The following is a 17,207-nucleotide window of genomic DNA, read 5'->3' as shown; positions in this document are numbered from 1 at the left end:
ATCGGGCGTCGCGCTGAAGCCCGCATCCAGGCGCTTCTTTCCTGATTTCGAGACTTCATGATGGATAGCCTCACACGGCTGCTTGCCTCCATTGCCGAAATTGGCTTTTCCGCGCAGATCTTCAGTGTTCTGTGGGCCACGCTGCTCGGCATTATTGTCGGCATGATCCCGGGCCTCACGGCAACTCTGGGCGTGGCCTTGCTGACCACGCTGACATTCTCGATGAATCCGAACGAGGCTATTCTCGTTCTCGTTTGCATGTATATCGGCGCCATCTACGGCGGCAGCCGATCGGCGATCCTTCTCAATATTCCAGGCACGCCAGCCAATGCGGCGACCGCGATCGAAGGCTTTCCGCTGGCGCGAAGCGGACGCGCCGGCGAGGCCATGGCGATTGCGACCACCGGCTCGTTTCTCGGCACGATGGTGGGCATGGTGGCTTTGGCAGTCATTTCGCCCTGGCTCGCGGAATTCGCCCTCAAGTTTACCTCCTTCGAGTTCTTCTGGCTCGCGGTGTTCGGTGTCGCCCTTTGTGGGCAACTCACCTCGATGGACGATGTGCTCAAAGGCTGGATCGCCGGCTTTTTTGGTCTGCTGATCTCAATGGTCGGGCAGGAGAGCATGCACGCCTATGCACGCTTTTCCTATGGAGACCCAAATCTCGCGGGCGGACTGAGCCTTCTGCCGGTGCTGGTCGGCGCTTTCGGTTGCGCCGAGGTTTTCTCGGTGATGCGCCAAGAGGCGACCGCACCGATCAAGGCCAAGGTCAGCGGCGTCATCGCCGCCGCATTCTCCTCGCTGCGTTATGCTGTCACCTGGCTTCGCTCAGGCCTCATCGGCACCTTCATGGGCGTTGTTCCTGGCGTTGGCGAAGATATGGGAGCATGGGTGTCCTACGCCGCTGCTCGCCGCGCCAGCAAGAAGCCCGAAGAGTTCGGCAAAGGCTCGGTCGAGGGCCTTCTCGCCGCTGAAACCGGCAACAGTTCAGCCGTGCCGGGTGCCCTCATCCCGGTTCTGACGTTGGCCATTCCCGGCTCTGCACCGGCAGCCGTGTTGCTTGCCGCCATGGTGATCCACGGCCTCCGCCCCGGCCCGCTGATCATGATCCAGCAGCCTGACTTCTTCTACAGCATTGTCGCAATGGTGTTCTGGGGCAGCGTGGGCATTCTTGTCCTAGGCCTGACCCTGACGCGTCCCCTGCTATACGTCCTGCGCGTTCGCCGCGAATGGCTGATGGCGATGATTTTCACGCTCTGCGTCGTCGGCTCTTTTGCCATCGCCGGGCGGCTGTTCGATGTGCAGGTGATGATCGCATTCGGATTGATCGGCTTTCTCATGCGTGAAACTGGCTTCCCGGTCGCACCGATGATCCTCGGCGTGGTCCTTGGGCCAATCCTCGACGCCAATTTGCGCAGAAGCCTCTCGCTGACAGAAGGGAACCTGTTGGGGTTCGTCTCCCGCCCAATTAGCGCAGTCCTTGCCTGCATTGTCCTCGTAATGCTGATCTCCGGCCTGCCGCCGGTGCGGCGCTGGTTCGCGAACCGGACGAAGGCCATGTTGTCTCGAAGAGGGTCTGATGGCTGAGCAGTTATCTTTCCAAATGCCCTTCCTTACCGGGCTGACGCCTCTGGCGTCTGGACGTCCTGCAATCCATGCCGGAGGTGCAGCATGAGCCGTCTTCCTGTCGCCCGGACTGACTTGGCATGCGGGCTTTTCATCACCATCCTCGGTGCCGGCGCCCTGGTGGAATCGCTTCGGATGCCGCGCTTCGAGGAGCGTAATGCCGACCCATTCACCGTGCCGGGATTGACTCCCGGTTTCGTCAGCGTCGTCCTGCTGATCCTCGGCGCCGCCCTGTTGCTGCGCGCTCTTTCCGGGCGCACCGCAACCTCGCAGATTGGTACCGGCGTCACGATCACGCAGTGGAATCGCGGCAGCGTCGTGCGCACTGTTTTGACCTTGGCAGCAGTCCTGACATACGGCCTGCTGCTGTTCGGGCACTTCCCCTTCGTGCCGGTCACAGCTGCATTCATCTTTGCGTTCACGGTCGGCGCCGAATTGATCGCCCCAGAACGGCAACTGTCGCTCTTACAAGTGCTTCTCGGCGCAGCCGTTCTTGCGATTGCCGGGGCCTTCACCTTGCACTTCGTGTTCACCGACATCTTCCTCGTTCGGCTTCCGGGAGGACGCTGGTGGTGAAACTGACCCTGTGCAACGAGGTCCTTCGTGACCATGATTTTCGAGAGCAATGCCGGCTCGCCGCTGCGCTCGGCTATGATGGCCTTGAGGTTGCACCCTTCACCCTTTCGGAAGACCCAGCGACGATTTCGTCGTCCGACCGCCAGACGCTGAGGCAAACCGCCGAGGATCATGGGCTCTCGATTACCGGACTACACTGGTTGTTCCTGACCCCTTCGGGCCTCTCCTTGACGTCCGACGATCCAGAGACCGTTCGCCGGACGCGCAGCCACATCGAAGCGCTCATCGACCTTTGCGCGGATTTGGGCGGCAAGGTTCTGATCCACGGCTCGCCCCAGCAACGCATGCTCTCGGATGCCAGCTCGCCCGAACATGCGAGAGACACGGCCCTCGAACATCTTCATACTGCCGGCGAACTCTGCGTCGAGGCCGACGCTACATATTGCATCGAGCCGCTTGCCCCGCACCTGACCGATTTCGTGAATACGGTGGCAGAAGCGGTAAAGCTCATCGAAGAGGCAGGATCAGCCGGGCTCGCTACGATGCTGGATACCCTGGCTGCGTGGAACGGCGAGGCGCAGGCGCCCGAGACGGTGCTCGACCAGTGGCTTGGCACAGGACGAATTGCGCACATCCACTTCAACGACACCAATTCCCAAGCGCCGGGTCAGGGCGACAGGAACTTCGCCGACATCCTGGCAACGCTCCAGGAGCATCGCTATTCGGGCTATGTCGGCATCGAACCGTTCAAGTATGAGCCGTCTGGCGTTGCGGCAGCCGCATGCGCAGCTGGCTATTTGCGGGGGTTAGAAGACGCCGGGAGGGCAGCGCCATGAGCACTATGATCAAGATTGCCTCGGGCAGTCTCGGAATCTCGACAGTGCGGACCCGGCTGCCTTTCCGCTTTGGCGTCGTCACCATGACTTCAGCGGCGAGCGCAACGCTCGAACTCGAGGTCAGCGTCGATGGCAAGATGTCGCGCGGCTGGTCATCAGATCTTTTGGCCTACAAATGGTTCGACAAGCGGCCCGAGAAAAGCGCTGCCGACAACGTCACGGATCTCATCTGGGTGATCGAGCAGGCTCTGGCAGTCGCCCTCGACCAACCGCAGTGCAGCTTTTTCGACATGTGGCAGGTGCTCGATGCGGAAGTGCATCGGCGGGCCATCGCTGCTGGCTTCAACTACCTGGGCGCCTCGTTTGGCGTGTCGATGATCGAAAGAGCCATGCTTGATGCAATTGGACGAGGCACTGGGCAGCCGTTTCACGCGCTGGCCACAGGTGATGTCCTGGGCCTTGACCCGGCCTCGATCTTTCCAGAATTGAAAGGCGCCAGCCTTCGCGAGACCTTGCCGTCCCAACCGCTGTCTTCGCTGGCACTTCGCCACACGGTGGGGCTGGTCGATCCCATTGACGAGGAGGATCTGCCAGAGGGCATAGGGCCCAACGATGGCCTGCCGATCACTCTGTCTGACTATTTGCAGGTTGATGAACTCGCGTACCTCAAGGTCAAGGTCGGCGGAGACACGAACAATGATCTCGAGCGGCTGCGCCGTATCGCCGGCTGCCTGCGCAAGCTGGACCGGCCCGTTCGAATAACCCTCGATGGCAATGAGCAGTACAAGGCCTTGGGTGAATTGGCGGACCTTGTAGAGGCTATTCGCAGCGACAGTCAGCTGTCCGACTTCTACGACAACACGCTTTTTATCGAGCAACCGCTCGAGCGGTCTGTTGCACTGAGCGCCCCTCTCGACCAAACCGACGCTGCCACAATCGGCAAGCCGCTTCTGATCGACGAGGCTGACGGATGGACATCAGCGTATCGCGAGGCCATCGATCTGGGGTATCGCGGGGTTAGCCACAAGAACTGCAAGGGCGTCGTGCGCTCGCTTCTCAACGCCATGCTGGTTGACCTGCATAACCGCCGGGCAGGCATCGAGGGACACTTCTTTCAATCGGCAGAAGATCTCACCTGCCTGCCTGTCGTGTCGCTGCAATCCGACCTGGCCGTTGTCGCAGCGCTTGGCATCGCCCATGTCGAGCGGAACGGCCACCACTATTTTCATGGGCTTGACCATTTGACGCCGGAGCAGTCAGAGGCGGCAGTGCAGCGGCACCCGGACCTTTACCGGCGCCACCAGAGCGCCACGCATCTGCATATCGCTTCGGGCCGGATTGCGATCGAGTCCACCCACATTCCGGGCCTTGGATTTGCGGTAACGCCCGACATGTCCGCTCTAACGCCAGCGGACCAGTGGTCAGCCGCCGACCTTCAGGCCGACTGAGCCCGAAACTATCTAGGAGACTTTGCCATGAACACGGCCCTTTCTGCCAGCATTGCCACCGAAGAAGACCTCGAGGAGCTGCTGTCCCGCCCGAGCGATGCTCTGATCGCTGAACTCGGTGAGCTTGAGGGCGACATCTCCTTCCTCGGCGTCGGCGGCAAGATGGGGCCAACCATGGCGCGCATGGCCAAACGGGCCGCGCCGAACAAGCGCATCATCGGCATCGCACGCTTCTCGGAGCCAGGCCTTCGCGAAAAGCTTGAGAGCTGGGGCATTGAGACGGTGCAGTGCGATCTGCTTGATGCAGAAAGCGTCGACACGCTGGAAAAGACCGCCAACGCCGTCTTTATGGCGGGCCGCAAGTTCGGCTCGAGCGGCAACGAAGCCCTCACCTGGGCGATGAACGTCCACTGTCCCGCACTCGTGGCGCAAGCATTCCGCAACTCGCGCATCGCGGTTTTCTCCACCGCTTGCGTGTATCCGTTCGTTAACGTCCTTCACGGCGGTGCAACGGAGCAGACGCCGCTTGATCCACCAGGCGAATACGCGAATTCCTGCGTCGGGCGCGAAAGGATGTTCGAGCACTTTGCCAAGGTGCACGGCACCAAGACCTCGATCATCAGGCTCTCCTATGCAATCGATATGCGTTACGGCGTGCTGCACGATATCGGTTCGGCGGTGCAAGCTGGCCGGCCTGTTCCGCTCGGCAACGGACATTGCAACGTCATCTGGCAAGGCGATGCCAATGAGGTGGCCCTGCGCTCGCTGCTGCATGCCGATAATCCGCCGTTCGTCCTGAACCTGTCAGGCCCGGAACTCGCCAGCGTCCGCTCAATGGCCAAGCAGTTCGGAGAGTTCTTTGGCAAAGACCCTGAATTTGAAGGCACCGAGCAAGACAGGGCATGGATCGTCAACACCAGCCTGCAGCAGCAGCTGTTCGGCTACCCGCGGACCCCGTTGCCGCAACTGGTTAATTGGACTGCCGACTGGATAAACCGGGGGGGCCGTTCGCTCGAAAAGCCGACGCATTTCGAGGTACGCGATGGTGCCTACTAGACGTAGTGCCGCAAGAAGGTCCGCCGGGCCTGCCGCCTCTGCGCAGGCCAAGGCGACGCGCGACGCGGAAGCGACACGCGCCAACATTCTCGCTGCGGGATTGGCCGAATTCGCCGAAAAAGGACTGCAAGGCGCGCGCATGGACGCGGTAGCCAAGCGGGCCGGCTGCAACAAGGCCATGATCTACCACTATTTCTCCAGCAAGGATGGCCTCTTCAGCGCTGCCTTAGAGAAGAACTACGCGAATATCCGCGAAGCAGAACGCCAGCTTGATCTCAGCCATCAGGACCCGGTCGACGCGATGCGCGCGCTGATTGGCTTTTCATTCGACTATGTCAGCGCCCATCCCGAGTTCATCTCGTTGATCAACGACGAGAACCTGCATGGCGGCGTCCATGTGGAGCATTCGGCAGCGGCGCGAGATCTCAACAGTCCCCTGGTGGGGACCATCAGGGAAATCCTCGACAAAGGCTGCCGCGATGGGCGCTTCCGCCCCGATGTGGACGCAGTGCAACTTTACATTTCGATCGCCAGCATCTGCTACTTCTTCATCGCCAACCGCCCGACCCTTTCGGCGATCTTCGACCTCCCCCGCACACCTGAAATCCTCGCCCAACGGCGGCAGCACGTCATCGATGTCGTGCTCGGCTATCTGCGCCCCGATGCGCCGGACGCCCCTCCCGGCACGAAAGCTCTCACCCCCTGACGGACACGGTATCCATGCTCATCAAAGACCTTCCCGAAAAGCCTCTCGCTGCGCTCCGACAGGGCGGCGTCATCCCCGCGCATCCCTTGGCTCTTGATGCAGACCGGAAGCTGGATGAGCGTCGACAGCGGGCTCTATCGCGGTACTACCTCGATGCCGGCTCCATCGGCATTGCCGTCGGCGTCCACACCACCCAGTTCGAGATCAGGGACCACGGCCTGTTCGAGCCGGTCCTCCGACTGGCGGCGGAAGAAGCCAGCCGGCATGAGAGCGAGCCATTCATGGTGGCCGGGGCGGTGGGCCCGACGGACCAGGCTGTCGAGGAAGCCCGTCTTGCCAAAAGCCTTGGGTATCACGCAGTGCTCCTCAGCCTCGCCGGGCGAAGCGATTTGAATGAAGACGCGTTGATCGCGCACTGCCGGGCCGTCGCCGAAGTCATGCCGGTCATCGGTTTTTACCTTCAGGTCTCGGTTGGCGGCCAGGTGCTGCCATTCTCGTTCTGGCGCCGCTTTGCAGAGATCGAAAACGTCATTGCCATCAAGATGGCGCCATTCCATCGCTATCGAACGCTAGACGTCATTCGCGCCGTCATAGAGGCCGAAGCGGACAACCGCATTACCCTTTACACGGGCAATGACGACCATATCGTCGCCGATCTGCTGACACCGTTTACCTTCAAGCGCAACGGCACACCAGTCACCGTGCGCATCCGTGGCGGGCTTCTCGGCCACTGGGCGGTGTGGACCAGCAAGGCAGTGGAACTGCTCGACGATGTCCATAATCGCACACAAGAGCGTACGGTTGGCCAGTGGCTCGAGCTTGATGCCCGTACGACGGATGCAAATGGTGTGCTGTTCGATGTCGCCAACGACTTTCGCGGCTGCATCGCCGCCATCCACGAAGTCCTCCGCCGCCAAGGCCTCCTCGAAGGCACCTGGTGCCTCAATCCCGATGAGACAATGGGGCCGGGTCAGATGGAGGAACTGGATCGAATCTACCGCGACTACCCAGAACTCAACGATGATGCCTTCGTGCGTTCCAATCTCGAGCGATGGCTGGCTTGAAAAAGGTAGCGTCGATTCCTCCATCCGATAGGGAAGTGGTCGCGGCGCGACCACTAGTGCCCATTAGCCGCATCCAAAGCACATGCCAGCTATTCCGATATCTGCTCCAAAAGCCGACCGTCAGCTAAGCACCCCAAAACCGTCGGTCCGCATTCGACCCCATTGCCGCCGTTCAACCTCAAGCTGAGCTTTTCCTCAAAGCAGCCGCGAGCCCCCCAGGACGCTTAGCAGTGCTTGGCTGATTGCCTTCCGGACCGGGATCTCGGGGCGACGCACCATTATTGGACAACCGCTTGACGGCTCTTATGCGAACGAGTCGACGCTCAGTGTGAGCCCAGCGCCGACAAGTGTGTTTAGGCCAAGAAGGGCTGCGCTGCCTGCAGCACTTCCTCTCGGGTCATCGGCTCGTCAAAGGCGTCGTCCCACGGCTTCTGGCCGCCGATCCGGCGCACCATTGCTGCGTGGCGCGCCTCCACCGAGTGGATTTGCAGCGCAGTCTGTAGAATATCGTCATTCTCGATGAGATTGGCTGCCTGTCCCTTGTACGCGGCGACGCCGAGGTCTTCGAAGGTCTGGCTAAGGGTCAAGTAGGTTTCGAAGTTCTCAAGCACGTCAGCATATTGTCCGCCGGCAGTCGCATCGATCTCAGGACGAGCGACAGCATCGGCGCCCAGGACGCTTTCAAGAAGGGCAACGTGCTGCGCCTCATGCAAACCGATGTGGCGGAAAACATCCAGGTATTGCGGTGGAATGAGGCCGTCCTGGCCAAGCCCGGAGCGGTAGAAGTAATCTTCGATGTGCTCCAGCGTCAGAGCGAAGTTGAGGACGTCCCGAATATCTTGCGGCAGGGTTTGGCCGAATGCCTGCTGCGCCGTTACTGCAAGGACCATGGGAGCGCTGGCAAGGGCACCCAGGCCTGCTACCGAACGCTTGAAGAAAGCGCGACGGTCAACGGTGAGACGCTCGGTTATCTCCGGGTCAATGTCGGAGAGAAGAGTATTCTTTGTTTCGATGTTCATGGCATCTCTCCTTAGCTCAGCGAGTTGGCGGTAACTTCGGTTGTAACGAACGGATCAATGAGCGGCAGCACGTCGGCAGGCTCCCGAGCCACATCAAGACCGTTTTCGTCGACGACGTCCGGACCGGCAAACGCGACGCTGTTCGGATTGACCAGGTCGCGAATGGCGGCGGCATGGCGGCCCTCCACCGAGACAATGCGTCCGGCCTCAAGCAGGAAGTCGGGGTTTTCGAGAAGCTTGCCGGCGCCGTTGTAGGCAGACACGCCAATATCCTCAAAGGTCATCGCAGTCTCGAGTACGGAGTGGCGGTCGGAGAAATCCACCGCCGAGAAATCGACCTCGAGTGCGGGAATAGCGCCATCGCCTAGCGCTTCGGCCAGAAAGTCACGATGCGCGACCTCATGATCGCGGATGTCGGTAAGGAGTTCGGTTTCCTCGTTGGTCATCCCTTCGTAAGGGTTCTCCAGGACCATCGTGTAGTAGGCGGCTTCGAGCTGCTCGAGCGCATAGGCGTAATTCAATACACCCACATCGCCCTCGCCCAGATCGGCGGCCAAGGCAGCCGAGATGCCGAAATTGGGCAGAAGTGTACCGGCTACCGCGATACCCGCAGTTGCCCCTGACCACTTCAAGACGCGGCGGCGGCTAGGATCAAATGTCATTGGTTCCTCCAGTGGATCAACTAGACATGCAAGTCAAACGCCAGTGGCGCCACGCCGACAATTGTTCAATACGTTGATTTCTGGTTGAATTGCGCGGAACCATTTAGCCGTTTTAAAGTTCACGCGACCCGGCATGAAATGAAAAACAATTCCTGCAACGCATGTTGGAATTGCTCGTTCACGAAGCCGCTTGCTGGCCCCCAGATTCTGAATCACCTGAAACTCAACAACTCGCGCACCCGTACCGAAGGGTAAATCCCCTCTTACGGAGTTGGCATGTGGAAGAAGTCTTTCGCGGCTACCGAATATCTGTGCGACCTTTGGAGAATGGGTGGCAGGCGAAAATTTGGACGGTGCAGGGTCGCCTCATGACACTGAGTGCGCAGGCGACCGCTGAAGAAGGAAGGGAAATATGCCTTGTTCGAGCGCGCCGAGTTGTGGACGAGTTTGTGCGATTTATGGAGGAAGACTGACCATGCCGGCGCAGCTCACAGTGCGGACGATGCCAGGTCGGCAGAAGGCGCAGGAACAGTTCGGCTGCTGAGCGACAGCTGTTCGCATTATCGCAAACCAATCCGGACTGTCGGCAAACCACCCCTTTTCTGCCGTTCACGAAAGACGAATTTAAGGGCCGCCTCGGGGCCGATTGCGGACACCCTACCTTTCAGCAGAAACAGGCGCTTGCTGCCGTTTTTGGCGGTTCCCCACGAGATAGCGTTCATACCAGCGATAAAAGGTCCGGCTCAGAATACGGGTCCAGTATGCGTCTTGCCGGTTGAGGCGATGCTCGACGAGATTGATGATCTCGAGCTCTTCGAATGCGGCAGCGCGCCCCCGTATCACGGGCCAGGCGGCATTTGCCGGCCACCAACTCCTTGGACCAATTGTAATACAGGCTCCGTGCAATGCCTTCCTTGCGATACAGTTCGGCAATGCTGCCTTGGCCAGGCAGACCATCGAGAACGATCCGGATCTAGGCTTCAGTTGAAAAGTACCGGCGAGTCGCCCTTCGAGTCTCTTTCTCACCTGCTCGGCGGGTCTCTTGGTATCCGGCGATGTGACAGACATCTTGGTTCCTTCGTCAGACTGCGCTGGTGATCACACCAGGGACCTCGGCACGGAGATGGTCCAGGCCTTTTCCTTAATAAGCGCGTCGCCCTCCCAGGCGCGCAGATGGGCAGTCACGTGGAAGGCCTCGACATCTGATGTGAGAAGCGTTTCGGTCACGGTTCGTATGCTCCAGCCCTCGCGGCGCATTTGGTGTTCCCAGGATACTTCACCGGATGCGGAGCCCGGATCGTCCGGCAACACGGAATAGCTTTCGCGGCCTTCTGCGGAATGAAAAAACCCGTGCTCGTCGATGACAGCTGCGCCTTCGTGATCGCGCACTTCGACGGTCACGCGGCCTGTGCCGCGGTCCTCCAGCACATGCCACTCGCTTTCCGGCGGCTGATGGAATGTCACGCTGAGCGGTTCGCCGGCTCTTGGCTGTGCGAACTCGGCGGCGGGCTCAGGCACACCATCACGAAGCGGCAGGTTGAGTGCGGAGCGTCCCGGACGAACCGAAAGTGTGACAGGCTCTGGTGTTGGCCAGGCGATGGGGAAATAACTCGAGGATATCGACAGACGAATACGATGGCCGGCGCTGAAGATCTGCGCCACGTGTTTGAACGGGATTTTGACGGTGTAGTCCTGTCCCGGCTCCAAGGGTTGCGGATGCTCGTGGCTGTCTCGATGGGTCAGGTTCAACAGGCCGTAGCTGACGCGTGTGGCCGCCCCATCCGGCGCGATGTCGGAAAGCCGCACCGCCACCTGAGCCACAGGCTTGTCTGCGCTGACGCTCAATTCCAGCTCGGCATCGCCCACCATCGCGAGGTCCGACTTCAAAGGTGTGGTTTCAAAAACCAGGCTGCCGGCATCGTCGCGGCGCTGGTCTCCGGGCTGATCGCCGGGATGCGCATACGAGCACCACTTACCACCGTTCACACCCACCCAAAGCGGTGAGCGGATATCGAGAGCAGGGCCATCATGCGCGGCATTCTCCGCTTGCGCCAAAGAACCATCCGCGCCGAGCGCGAAGCGCGTGCGGGTGACGTCGGGCGAAGGCCATGCCGGCTCGGTGATCCAGTGACCATCGCGATGCTCATAATGGCTCTTTGGCTCTGCATGGTCCTGAAGGAACAGCCTCAGAGGCGGTTCGTCCATGATGCCCGTATCCGTGCCCTTGAGCCACTGGTCCCACCAACGCGTCTCTTCGGTCAGCCAGTCGATCGCCGGACCGGGCTCTCCGAGGTGCGGATATTTGTGAGCCCACGGACCCACAATCCCTTTCACCGGGCCTTTGAGATTCTCGACCAGCCGGAACACCGAACGGCAATAGCCGTCGGCCCAGCCGCTTACTGCATAGACCGGCACTTGGATGTCCGAGAAGTCTTCGCAGACCGATCCGTGCTTCCAGAACTCGTCGCGTGTCTGGTGCTCCAGCCAGGTCTTGAGCCAAAGGCCAGAACCGTCGAGGCGTTGTTTCCACATGTCGCGCCAGCGCTCGCCGACATGAACCGGATCGGGCGGTAGCGTGTTGATGCCGAACATGATTGATGCCCATGAGAGCTGATCGCTCAACATCGTGCCGCCCATATAGTGAATGTCGTCGGCGTAGCGGTCATCTGTCGAGCAGATGGTCACCACAGCCTTGAGGGCCCGGGGACGCAAGGCTGCGAGCTGCAGGCCGTTGAAGCCGCCCCAGGAAATGCCGACAATGCCCACGCCACCATCGCACCAGTCTTGCTCGGCCAGCCACGCGATGGCTTCGCACCCGTCCTGCAACTCAAGCGGGGTGTACTCGTCCTTCATGACACCTTCGGATTCGCCGGTGCCGCGCAGATCGAGGCGCACATAGGCGTAGCCTTGCGCTGCCATCCAGGGCGCTCGCGCCTTGTCGCGTTCGAGCGTCTTGTCGTTCTTGCGGTAGGGAATGTACTCGAGGATCGCGGGGACGGGGTCATCCTCGGCATTCTCGGGCATCCAAATGCGCGCGGCGAGGCGGGTGCCGTCGCTCATTGGGATCTCGATGTGTTCAATCTCGAGAACCTGGCGCGGTAGCGAGTAGTCGATTTTCATATGGCCCCGTGCGAGCAAACCTCGCGTTGGTAAGGTTATGCTGGCGACATACTTAGCCTATCCAGCGCGTGCAGCGCGACGCTACTCGAGGATATCGGCAAACTCGTAATTGAGCCGCTTCATGACCTGTTCGTAGTTCCACAGCAGCTTGGATTGCTTGTTTGCACCCATCCAAACCGAGGCGACGGCATAGCTGTAGGCGTCCTGCTCCGGCAGTTCGGACAGGCTCATACCGCGCTTCACATATGAAACGATCCGCGCGCCTTCGATCTGCTCGGCGGCGACCTCGATCTCGGCACGGCTAGGCGCTCGGGCCACTGCCGCATCACGGAAGAACACGCGATAAAAGAACTCTGCGGCTACGCGCTCCGGGCCTTCGCCCGACGGCATGTCCGGTCTGCGACCGAGGCCAAGATCGATCGTCACCTGCTGGTGACTGACCCCGTCGACCATCTCGAACAGGTCGCAATGCGACTGCGCGATGCGTGTGTTGATCTCGAGGATCCAGACCTTGTTCTGCACCTCATCCCAGTAATACTCGATGTTGAAGCCGGAATTGTCGTAGCCGATATGCCCCATCACCTTGCGGGTGATCTCCCACATCGTCTCCTGAATCCGCGGCGGCAGGGTGGAGGGGTAGAGATAATAGAAAAAGCTCAGCACCTGCGGGTAGCGGATGGAATCAATCGTGCCGTATGGGACGACCTCGCCATCATGGACATACCCCTCAACGGTGCACTGGCGGCCGCCAATCACCTGCTCGGCCATGCAGAAATGGCCTTCGATGGCGCGGATCTCGTCGGGCAAATCGGCCTGTGACAGCACGTGATCGAACGGTTCCCCGATCAGCCTGATCTCGGCGCGCAGTTTTTCGGTCGCGTACTCGAAATCTTCGGGACTATCGATACGAAAGCCTAGGCGTGAGCCGGACGATTTGATGGGCTTGACGAAGAACGGAAAGCGCAGGTCCGCCTCACCGATCTTGGACAGCGCATCATCATCGAACGGATCGAAGGCGGTGAACTTGGGAGTATGCTCCGGAACCACCTCGCGCATCATCGAGCGAGACCAGTATTTGTGCTCGCATTTCAACAAGCTTTCGAGCGAGGTGTTGCGTGTGCCGTACTTCTTGCACAGCAGCGGCAGCATGGTGGACACCGGAAAGTCGATATAGCCGACGATCGCGTCGATCGAGCCATCGAAAGCGTCGAGGGTCTGCTCTGCCTCTGCGAGCAGTGCCGGCATGTCGAATTCCTGCGTGTCAGAGACCTGCGCGGGCGTCAGCAGGGGATGAAACACCACATCCTCGACACCGCGCAGGCGCCTGAGCCGCTCAGCATTCATTGCATTCAGTCCGATAACGAAGACGTTCTTGGCCATTGGCTTGCTCCCTAAGGCACATGCGCCGGGACGAGACTGATGGTCTCGCCGGCGTTTGGTATGAGACGAAGATCGCTCAGGCTCGGGCGATCTCGGCCTTGGTGGGAAAGCTGCGCCCCTTGAGCCGCTCCGTTGTTCCCTCGATATCGTCGACGAGCAGCAGCAGGAAGTCGCCTGTCTCTGCTTCATCTATGGAGCGCGCCACCGCTTGCTGCTCGCTTATGATTGTCTCGACCTGACAATCATGGCCGGCGCTTTCGGCACCGGTATGGATCAATCGCGATGTGTCGCCCGGGGGGCGCCCGCGCGCATCGGTTTCATAAACGAACAGGATGTCGCACATGCTGGCGAGTTGGGCGCCGAGGGCCTGAAGATCTTCGTCACGGCGATTGCCAGGCGCAGTAGCGACGCCAATCTTGCGCTTCATTGCCAGCCCGCGAACCAAGGGCTCCAGGGCCTCGAGCGCTGGCACATTATGACCATAGTCGATCAGGCATCTGACCCCATCCGCCTCGAAATAGTTGGTGCGGCCCGGCATTTGCGCGGGGGTCGGGTGGAACGTTAGCAATCCCGCCCTGATGTCATCGATCTCGAGCCCGTGGGCTATGGCGACGGCGGCTGCTGCCATGGCGTTCTGAACGTTGAATGGCGCATGGCCTTCGAACGCGATCGGCACGTCGTTGACCTCGACGATTTCAACGGTAACCTTGCCACGCAACAACACTATGCGTCCGTTCTTGACGGTGACCACCATCCCGAGATTGCCCAGATGCTCGGACAATGCCGGGTTTTCCGGATCCATCGTGAAATAGATGATCTCACCGCGCGACCAGTAGGTGCCGTGCTCCATCACCAGCGGATCATCGGCATTCAGAACGCAAAAGCCGCCTTCTTTCTTGACCGCATCGACGACAACCGTCTTGCACCGCGCGAGGTCTTCGAGCGTGTGGACATCGCGCTCGCCCAAATGGTCTGACGCGATATTGAGCAACACGCCGACATCGCATTCGTCAAAGCCGAGGCCACGGCGCATGATCCCGCCACGCGCCACTTCGAGTACGGCATGTTCCACGGTGGGTTCGCGCAGAACGGCCTGTGCGGCTGCAGGGCCGGAATAATCGCCGCGCAGGATGACGTGATTGTCGATTTCGACCGTCCCTGTGCACCCCATGCCGACCGAGCGACCGGCCTGACGCAGAATATGCGTTGTGAGGCGCGTGGTCGTGGTCTTGCCGTTGGTGCCGGTTATCGCGGTGATCGGGATCCGGCCATTGTCGGCCTGATCGGGGAAAAGCATGTCGACGACATATTCGCCAACCGGACGCGGGGTGCCGTGCGTTGGCGACATGTGCATGCGAAAGCCGGGGCCTGCATTGACTTCAACGACGCCAGCGGATTGCTGCTCAAGCGGGACCGACAAGGTCTCGGCCAGAAGGTCGATGCCGATAATGTCGAGGCCGACGAGGCGTCCGATCCGCTCCATGGCGAAGCGCACTTCCGGATGGACCTCGTCCGTAAGGTCTGTCGCAGTGCCGCCGGTTGAGATGTTGGCGGTCGATTTCAGCAGCGCCACTTCGCCCTTTGGCAAAACCGTTTCGAGCGAGTATCCGGCCTGTTCGAGCATGCGCTCGGTCTGCACATCGACATCAATCTGGGTCAGCAGGTTCTCGTGACCGACGCCGCGCCGTGGGTCGGCGTTCTCCTGATCGATGAGCTGCTGAATGGTGCTGGTGCCATCGCCTTCCACATGGGCTGGACGACGCCGGGCCGCGGCGACGAGCTTGCCGCCGATGACCAGGATGCGGTGGTCCTCACCCTTGATGTAGCTTTCAACGATCACGGCCTGAGAGTCGTCGCGAACACGCGCCAAGGCTGCGTCATAGCCGGATCTGAGATCCTCTACGGAGCCGATATCGGTGGTAACGCCACGCCCGTGATTGCCTGAAAGTGGCTTGGTAACGACCGGCCAGCCAATCCATTCCGCGGCGGCCTCGGCCTCTTCATACGAATAACACACCTGGCCGCGTGGCACCGGGATGCCAGCGTCCGCCAAGACCTGTTTTGTCCATTCCTTATCGTCGGCAATCGAGTGACCGATGATGCCAGACGCGTCGGTGACGGTCGCCTGGAAGCGGCGCTGTTTCACACCGTGGCCGAGCTGGGTGTAGCTGGTGCCTTCGGTGAGGTTGGAATAGGGGATCCGGCGCGCCTTGGCAGCGTTGACGATCGAACCCGTCGACGGCCCAAGCGCGTGTGCATCGCGCACCTGCTTGAGGTGGGTGATGATCGGCTGCAAATCGATGCTCTGGCCATGATAGAGCTTTTTGACGATCTCAACGGCAGCTTCGCCGGCAGCAATGCCGGTCGCTTCATCGCGATAGCGGTAGACAACGTTGTAGATGCCGCGATCATAACTATCGACGGTTTTTCCGTATCCTACTGAAAAGCCGACGAGATTTTGGAGTTCAATGGCGAGATGCTCGACCATGTGGCCGGCATAGGTGCCATTGCGTACCCGTTGCAGGAACCCGCCCGGTTCGCCGACGGAGCAGCGGTGGTCGTATATTGAGGGAATAAGCGTCTCGAGCTGTTCGGCAATTTCGGGGACCTTGTCGCTTGGCCGCTCTTCGAGTTCCTCGATATCCAGACGCATATAAATTGCCTGGTAGCGGCTATAGAAATTCGGTCCGCGCAATGCGCGATGCTCAAGTATATTCAATCCGCTTCTCCAGTAGTTCGCCGCCCAGATCCTCGGGGCCGAGAACCTTGCGATCGCTTAATCTATAGCCGTAGCCTTTCACGAGCGCATGCATCTTAACGTTGTGGACCGATACAGGTTCACCATCTGACAGATTAAAAACATTTGAGCCGGTCGTTTCAGAACTGTCGACGATGATGACATGCCCGCGTCCGAACGCGATAATATGGTCATCTTCAAACAATACGCCGGCGTCTTCGCCCAACCCGACACCGAGATATTCAGGATTTGTCGCGCCGACTTCCATCAGCCGCGAAAACCTGCCTCTTTCGAGGAAGTGGGTATCGATGATAATCCCTTCGACCAGGCCGAACCCGGCGCTCATCTTCACAGCACCCTTGCGCAGGGAGTCGTCGGCGGAGCCGCCATAGACCATGGTGCTGGATTGGCATGCTGCGCCCGCGCTGGTTCCCGCAATCACCTTGCCTTCAGCATGCAGGCGCCGTATGGCAGCGAGCGCATTCGATCCGCCGAAGATGTAGGTCAGCCGCATCTGGTCGCCGCCGGACAGGAAGATCACGTCCGAGCGTTCGATCATGTCAACAAAGTGCGGGTCGTTGGCGTCGGCGCGATTGTGGATCCGCACGTGAAGGACTTCTGATGCGCCGAGACTTCCAAACGCGCTTTCATAGCCCTCAAAAACCTCGTCCGGGATACTGCTCGCGGTAGTGATGACAGCGACGACCGGTGCGCTCTTTTTTGACAACGCGAGGACATTGCGCAGGATCTCGGATTCGGACGTCCTGTCTTCAGCGCCACCGATCGCGATCAATGGGCCTCGGGGGGTGACTTTGATTGGCATATACATCTGGCCTTGGTTTCCATACTCCTCCACTCTAGGGGAGTGTTTCGCTCATGGTAACCGCTGCGCTATTTTCCAGAGCGCTTTCGCAGTGAGTCGCGAAGATGATGCGCCCATATTTCTTAAGGGAGCAAGTGGGCGGTGGCAGGTGCCTTCG

At 60.1% G+C, this 17,207-nt stretch carries 13 protein-coding genes and 1 pseudogene; 7 read left to right on the top strand and 7 right to left on the bottom strand.

Annotated elements, in window-relative coordinates; genetic code table 11:
• Nucleotides 1–57: 57 nt before the first annotated feature.
• From IE127_RS06460 to IE127_RS06430, 7 genes are all read left to right on the top strand, one after another.
• Nucleotides 58–1,584 carry a tripartite tricarboxylate transporter permease gene (locus tag IE127_RS06460; RefSeq protein ID WP_210310427.1) on the top strand — a complete coding sequence of 509 codons (1,527 nt, stop codon included), beginning with the start codon at nucleotides 58–60 and terminating at the stop codon, nucleotides 1,582–1,584.
• Nucleotides 1,585–1,668: 84 nt separating this feature from the next.
• Nucleotides 1,669–2,199: a tripartite tricarboxylate transporter TctB family protein gene (locus IE127_RS06455; protein ID WP_189424416.1), complete on the top strand. Its 531-nt coding sequence runs from the start codon at nucleotides 1,669–1,671 to the stop codon at nucleotides 2,197–2,199.
• A complete protein-coding gene (locus IE127_RS06450) occupies nucleotides 2,193–3,035 on the top strand; it encodes a sugar phosphate isomerase/epimerase family protein (RefSeq protein WP_189424414.1) in 843 nt (280 codons plus the stop codon). Before IE127_RS06455 ends, IE127_RS06450 begins: the two co-directional genes overlap by 7 nt.
• The gene (locus IE127_RS06445) at nucleotides 3,032–4,483 is read left to right on the top strand and encodes a mandelate racemase (protein ID WP_189424412.1); all 1,452 of its coding nucleotides are present in this window, start codon (nucleotides 3,032–3,034) and stop codon (nucleotides 4,481–4,483) included. The genes IE127_RS06450 and IE127_RS06445 overlap by 4 nt, the downstream gene beginning before the upstream one ends.
• A gap of 27 nt (nucleotides 4,484–4,510) precedes the next feature.
• A complete protein-coding gene (locus IE127_RS06440) occupies nucleotides 4,511–5,539 on the top strand; it encodes an NAD-dependent epimerase/dehydratase family protein (protein ID WP_189424411.1) in 1,029 nt (342 codons plus the stop codon).
• Nucleotides 5,526–6,245 carry a TetR/AcrR family transcriptional regulator gene (locus tag IE127_RS06435; RefSeq protein WP_189424409.1) on the top strand — a complete coding sequence of 240 codons (720 nt, stop codon included), beginning with the start codon at nucleotides 5,526–5,528 and terminating at the stop codon, nucleotides 6,243–6,245. Before IE127_RS06440 ends, IE127_RS06435 begins: the two co-directional genes overlap by 14 nt.
• A 14-nt stretch (nucleotides 6,246–6,259) precedes the next feature.
• On the top strand, nucleotides 6,260–7,309 hold the full coding sequence (locus IE127_RS06430) for a dihydrodipicolinate synthase family protein (RefSeq protein WP_189424407.1): 1,050 nt from the start codon (nucleotides 6,260–6,262) through the stop codon (nucleotides 7,307–7,309).
• A gap of 353 nt (nucleotides 7,310–7,662) precedes the next feature.
• On the opposite strand, the gene IE127_RS06425 is transcribed toward IE127_RS06430, so the two are convergent.
• The 7 genes and pseudogenes from IE127_RS06425 to IE127_RS06395 all read right to left on the bottom strand — a co-directional run bounded on the left by IE127_RS06425 (nucleotide 7,663) and on the right by IE127_RS06395 (nucleotide 17,020).
• Nucleotides 7,663–8,328, bottom strand: a complete 666-nt coding sequence (locus IE127_RS06425; protein WP_189424405.1) for a ferritin-like domain-containing protein — start codon at nucleotides 8,326–8,328, stop codon at nucleotides 7,663–7,665.
• 11 nt (nucleotides 8,329–8,339) lie between these two features.
• Entirely contained in the window at nucleotides 8,340–8,990 is a 651-nt protein-coding gene (locus IE127_RS06420) for a ferritin-like domain-containing protein (protein ID WP_189424403.1), read from the bottom strand.
• Nucleotides 8,991–9,692: 702 nt separating this feature from the next.
• Nucleotides 9,693–10,058 (bottom strand): annotated as a pseudogene (locus tag IE127_RS06415) (transposase); the annotation flags it as partial.
• 30 nt (nucleotides 10,059–10,088) lie between these two features.
• On the bottom strand, nucleotides 10,089–12,110 hold the full coding sequence (locus IE127_RS06410) for a CocE/NonD family hydrolase (RefSeq protein ID WP_189424401.1): 2,022 nt from the start codon (nucleotides 12,108–12,110) through the stop codon (nucleotides 10,089–10,091).
• 81 nt (nucleotides 12,111–12,191) lie between these two features.
• The gene (locus IE127_RS06405; RefSeq protein ID WP_189424399.1) at nucleotides 12,192–13,490 is read right to left on the bottom strand and encodes an ATP-grasp domain-containing protein; all 1,299 of its coding nucleotides are present in this window, start codon (nucleotides 13,488–13,490) and stop codon (nucleotides 12,192–12,194) included.
• A gap of 76 nt (nucleotides 13,491–13,566) precedes the next feature.
• The gene (cphA, locus tag IE127_RS06400; protein WP_189424397.1) at nucleotides 13,567–16,209 is read right to left on the bottom strand and encodes a cyanophycin synthetase; all 2,643 of its coding nucleotides are present in this window, start codon (nucleotides 16,207–16,209) and stop codon (nucleotides 13,567–13,569) included.
• Nucleotides 16,196–17,020, bottom strand: a complete 825-nt coding sequence (locus IE127_RS06395; protein ID WP_210310426.1) for a cyanophycinase — start codon at nucleotides 17,018–17,020, stop codon at nucleotides 16,196–16,198. Before IE127_RS06395 ends, cphA begins: the two co-directional genes overlap by 14 nt.
• Nucleotides 17,021–17,207: the final 187 nt, after the last annotated feature.

It is taken from the genome of Devosia pacifica (genome assembly GCF_014652635.1).
GTDB classification, from domain to species: Bacteria; Pseudomonadota; Alphaproteobacteria; order Rhizobiales; family Devosiaceae; genus Devosia; species Devosia pacifica.
The sequence above is the reverse complement of the archived record's forward strand: the minus strand, read 5'-3'. Positions and strand labels throughout refer to the sequence as shown.

Excerpts from the sequence above, each read along its gene's own strand:
- IE127_RS06405 (WP_189424399.1), bottom strand. The coding sequence starts at position 13,490 with ATGGCCAAGAACGTCTTCGTTATCGGACTGAATGCAATGAATGCTGAG.
- IE127_RS06455 (WP_189424416.1), top strand. The coding sequence starts at position 1,669 with ATGAGCCGTCTTCCTGTCGCCCGGACTGACTTGGCATGCGGGCTTTTC.
- IE127_RS06430 (WP_189424407.1), top strand. The coding sequence starts at position 6,260 with ATGCTCATCAAAGACCTTCCCGAAAAGCCTCTCGCTGCGCTCCGACAG.
- IE127_RS06445 (WP_189424412.1), top strand. The coding sequence starts at position 3,032 with ATGAGCACTATGATCAAGATTGCCTCGGGCAGTCTCGGAATCTCGACA.
- IE127_RS06435 (WP_189424409.1), top strand. The coding sequence starts at position 5,526 with ATGGTGCCTACTAGACGTAGTGCCGCAAGAAGGTCCGCCGGGCCTGCC.
- IE127_RS06440 (WP_189424411.1), top strand. The coding sequence starts at position 4,511 with ATGAACACGGCCCTTTCTGCCAGCATTGCCACCGAAGAAGACCTCGAG.
- IE127_RS06420 (WP_189424403.1), bottom strand. The coding sequence starts at position 8,990 with ATGACATTTGATCCTAGCCGCCGCCGCGTCTTGAAGTGGTCAGGGGCA.
- IE127_RS06460 (WP_210310427.1), top strand. The coding sequence starts at position 58 with ATGATGGATAGCCTCACACGGCTGCTTGCCTCCATTGCCGAAATTGGC.
- IE127_RS06425 (WP_189424405.1), bottom strand. The coding sequence starts at position 8,328 with ATGAACATCGAAACAAAGAATACTCTTCTCTCCGACATTGACCCGGAG.
- IE127_RS06410 (WP_189424401.1), bottom strand. The coding sequence starts at position 12,110 with ATGAAAATCGACTACTCGCTACCGCGCCAGGTTCTCGAGATTGAACAC.